This window comes from Chitinophaga sp., from assembly GCF_036566945.1.
Classification (GTDB): Bacteria; Bacteroidota; Bacteroidia; order Chitinophagales; family Chitinophagaceae; genus Chitinophaga.
Map to the genome: position 1 here is coordinate 1 of NZ_DATCVJ010000121.1, position 2,822 is coordinate 2,822.

At 45.0% G+C, this 2,822-nt stretch carries 4 protein-coding genes; 2 read left to right on the forward strand and 2 right to left on the reverse strand.

Going from position 1 to position 2,822, the window contains the following annotated elements; translation table 11 throughout:
• Both VIP81_RS03525 and VIP81_RS03530 read right to left on the reverse strand, forming a co-directional pair.
• Positions 1-467 (reverse strand): helix-turn-helix transcriptional regulator (locus tag VIP81_RS03525; RefSeq protein ID WP_331957095.1); only part of this gene is annotated, 467 nt, incomplete at its 3' end.
• Positions 468-525: 58 nt separating this feature from the next.
• Positions 526-1,626: a TlpA disulfide reductase family protein gene (locus VIP81_RS03530; RefSeq protein WP_331957096.1), complete on the reverse strand. Its 1,101-nt coding sequence runs from the start codon at positions 1,624-1,626 to the stop codon at positions 526-528.
• A 133-nt stretch (positions 1,627-1,759) separates the two neighbouring features.
• Between VIP81_RS03530 and VIP81_RS03535 the strand changes: the two genes are divergently transcribed.
• Together VIP81_RS03535 and VIP81_RS03540 are read left to right on the forward strand one after the other, a co-directional pair.
• A complete protein-coding gene (locus VIP81_RS03535; protein WP_331957097.1) occupies positions 1,760-2,062 on the forward strand; it encodes a hypothetical protein in 303 nt (100 codons plus the stop codon).
• A gap of 79 nt (positions 2,063-2,141) precedes the next feature.
• The coding region (locus VIP81_RS03540) for a LuxR C-terminal-related transcriptional regulator (protein ID WP_331957098.1) at positions 2,142-2,822 on the forward strand (681 nt) is incomplete at its 3' end.

Sequence of the window (2,822 nt, forward strand, 5' to 3'; positions counted from 1 at the left end):
CCGCTGATCGGGAACATGCGAATGGTTTTACCTCTGGGTAGTTCGGGCAGGGTAAATTTGGGCAGTGCGGCGATGAAACCGGGATCGCTGAAACCACTGCGATAGCCTGCTTTGGCCCTTGCCGGTACGTATTCCATATTCTCCTCATTGCTGTTATCTACCGTGATCGGCAAAATACGTATATGCCTGCCCGTGAGGTCTACTTTTTTACCGGCTTCCAGTTCTTCCAGCTGTACTTCCGGGATTTGAGACAGGTCCGTTTTGATGAGGAGGTCTATGTCGATCTGGAAAAAGCCCGAGATCAGCACCAGGTCTTCCATACGTGGATTGCGTGTTTTGCCGCTTTCCTGCGCAGTGATCTTGTTCCGGTTCAGTCCCAGTAAATCAGATAAGTGTTGTTGTGAGATCTTCTTTCGTGTCCGTAATAATTTCAGATTAGCGGCCCAGAAAAGGGGCTGTTTGTCCATGTTTTATATATTTATAATAAATTATATTTATAATTGACAAGGACAAATGTAGGGCTTTTTACTCATTTGGATGGAGTAAAAGGCTATTCAGCTGTTGGGAGAGAGATTCTCCATGGAGGTCTTTATTAAAAATCATCCCGGTAGAATCGATCAAATAATTCTGGGGAAGAAGCTTGATGCTATAGGCTTTGGCGGCCTGGTTTTTATCTTTCGTAGGGTCGGAGAGGTTAGTCCATACAAGACTATCTTCCTGGATGGCTTCCAGCAGATAGGCCCTGTCTGCCGGAGGGTCGAGTGCGATGCTGATAACGGTAAAACCTTTATCCTTGAACTGCCGGTATGCCTCGCGGACATACTGATGTTGGCGGCGGCAGGGTTCACACCAGGAAGCCCAGAAGTCGAGCAATACGGTTTTGCCTTTGAAGTCAGAGAGGCGTACCATTTTGCCGTCCATATCCGGCACTTCGAAGTCGGGAGCAGTATTGCCTACCGCAAGGTTACGGATTCGGGTGATTTCCTGCTGGAAGGATTTTCCTTCAGGGGTATTGCGTATTTCGGGTGTTAATGTTTGAAAGATGGGTTCAATCTGATCGGGATTTATCTGGACGCCGGCCACATCTTCCAGGGCCAGGAGACTGAGATAGGAATCGGGGTTTTCGGCGATATACTTTTGGAGCATCAGCTTTTTGGCTTCGAAGGCAAGTGCGTACCGCTGATTTATTTTCTGTTGAAATGCTTTATTGGCCTTTTGGGCAGCAGACGCTTTGTGAGCGGCTTTGTCGATCTGGGCAATCGATTTATCTACAGATTTGAGGGAATTGGTATACTCGATTTGCATGTCGTTGGTGGGGGAGATCACCTTGGCTTTGCTGATGTTTTCCTGCGTCTGTATTTTGGTATCCCCTTCTTCCAGGTAGAAGATTTTGACATCGGCATCGGGCGACAGTTCCATAAAGTTCATGGTAGATCCTTTGTGATTGAAGATGAGCATAGCCCGTATGGGACCGTCTACCATACCTTCAAAGCGAAATACACCATCGCGCACCTCTGCGGAGTCTATGATCAGTTTTTCATTGATTACCTGGTTAAGATATACTTTAATGGGGCTGCTTTGTTTGGTTACTTTGCCATTGAGCACAAACTTTGCAGGCTGTGCCATAATGAATACAGGGCAGCTTAGGAGGGCTAAGAGTGTTATTTTTTTCATAAGATACGTTCTACGGGCGAATCTATTGAGGAAATTTCTTCAATTCGTGTACGAAAGCATTTGTTAAGCAGTAATAACAAAAAATATGGCAAACCATAGTAAGTCCCCCCACATTCTGAATACTTCGACTAACCTGTTGGGCTTTTGTCTCATTGTACTTACTTCCATAAAAGTGGCCAGATTTAACCATGCCACCATTATTGATGATTGTACCGGCGTAGCGGCTATACTGCTAATGGCCAGTTGTCTGCTATCATTTTTATCGTTGAAAAGTAAAAATGAGAAGCAAAGTGAGCGATGGGAACAAATGGCCGATTATACTTTTCTTATTGCATTAATTTGTGTAAGTATTTCGATAGTTTTTGTATCTTTTAACATCTGGAGCTGATCATTCAGGGCCTTGTTATCCCGTTTCCAGGACATTTGTTGTTATCCTGTTACGGCTTATTTATCAGTAATACCCCTGTATGTTGAAGATTCGTTTGTATGAAGAAGCCAGAAAGATCTGGAATATCATGTCCGAGAGCAAGGACCCGCCCGACCTTACACTGGAGCTGGAAGTGCATAAAAAAGTACTGAGCTTTTTCCAGGTAGGTGATTTCTGCTATTTCATTTTTAATGCTGTCAGAGGAGAATTTGATTACGTGCACTCCGCCGTGCAGGATTTGTTCGGGTATCACCCCAACGAATGTACGGTATCCGCCATGGTGGATTATATCCACCCGGAAGATATGGGATGGTTTCTTGATTTTGAAAATGCTGCCGTGGAATTTTTTGCGGACTTACCGCCGGAAAAAGCATTGAAGTATAAAGTGCGGTATGACCTGCGGATACAGAAAGCCAATGGTGAGTACCTGCGTGTGATGCAGCAAACCACACCCCTTCAGCATGATGGGGAGGGCAAACTGCTTCGTACCCTGGTGGTACATACCGATGTTTCACATCTCAAAATGAACGGGCGTCCGATACTTTCTTTTATAGGACTGGATGGTGAGCCTTCCTACATGAATGTGGAGGTGAAAAAAGTATTTGTAACAGCAAAGGAAGTGCTGACTAAAAGAGAGAAAGAAGTACTTAAACTGATGCTGGGTGGACTGAGCAGCCGGGAGATTGGATTGAAGTTAAGTATCAGCAGGCAAACAGTAGAT

Excerpts from the sequence above, each read along its gene's own strand:
- VIP81_RS03530 (WP_331957096.1), bottom strand. The coding sequence starts at position 1,626 with ATGGCACAGCCTGCAAAGTTTGTGCTCAATGGCAAAGTAACCAAACAA.
- VIP81_RS03535 (WP_331957097.1), top strand. The coding sequence starts at position 1,760 with ATGGCAAACCATAGTAAGTCCCCCCACATTCTGAATACTTCGACTAAC.